This is a genomic window from Paraburkholderia sp. CNPSo 3281, from assembly GCF_024206515.1.
In the GTDB taxonomy this organism is placed as follows: Bacteria; Pseudomonadota; Gammaproteobacteria; order Burkholderiales; family Burkholderiaceae; genus Paraburkholderia; species Paraburkholderia nodosa.
Genome location: NZ_JAMBPS010000187.1, coordinates 1 through 634, shown reverse-complemented (window position 1 = coordinate 634; position 634 = coordinate 1). Strand labels below are relative to the sequence as shown.

The following is a 634-nucleotide window of genomic DNA, read 5'->3' as shown; positions in this document are numbered from 1 at the left end:
GGAAGTGTCTGAATTTTTGTGTGCAAGGCAGATAAAAACCTGCCGTCTGGCAGGTCATCAATTGCATTCTACAAATGATTCCTGGTGAAGCGATCCTCGTAGAGGATCGCGAACTGGTTCATCGCGGCTTTCCAGTCATGTGCGGCACGGCTCCAGTCAGCCGTGATATTGCGCAAGGCCAGCCACAGCAGTTTGGTCGCGGCCTCGTCCGTGGGGAAGTGCCCACGCGTCTTGACGATCTTGCGTAGCTGGGCGTTCACGCTTTCAATGGCGTTGGTCGTGTAGATCACTTTGCGCACCGCTGGCGGAAACGCGAAGAAGGGGATCACGCGATCCCAGGCCCGACGCCAGGCGGCCACCACGGTCGGGAATTTCTTGCCCCAGTCACCCTGTTCGAATGCGTCCAGTTCGGCGAGAGCTGCCTCAGCGCCCGCAGCCGTGTAGATCGGCTTGATGGCCGACGCAAGTCCCCGCCGGTCCTTCCAGCTCGCGTAGTCCAGCGAATTACGGATCAGATGGACGATGCAGGTTTGCAGCGTCGTGGCTGGGAACACCGCACCCAGCGCCTCGGGCATACCCTTCAGGCCGTCGGTGACGGCGATCAGGATATCCTGCACGCCTCGCGTCTTCAGGT

1 protein-coding gene is annotated in these 634 nt (G+C 60.1%); it reads right to left on the bottom strand.

The genetic code is table 11. The annotated features are described in order from the left end of the window. Nucleotides 1–68: 68 nt before the first annotated feature. Nucleotides 69–634, bottom strand: a 566-nt coding sequence (locus M3I56_RS40835) for an IS256 family transposase (RefSeq protein WP_254358708.1), incomplete at its 5' end; no start/stop codon positions are given.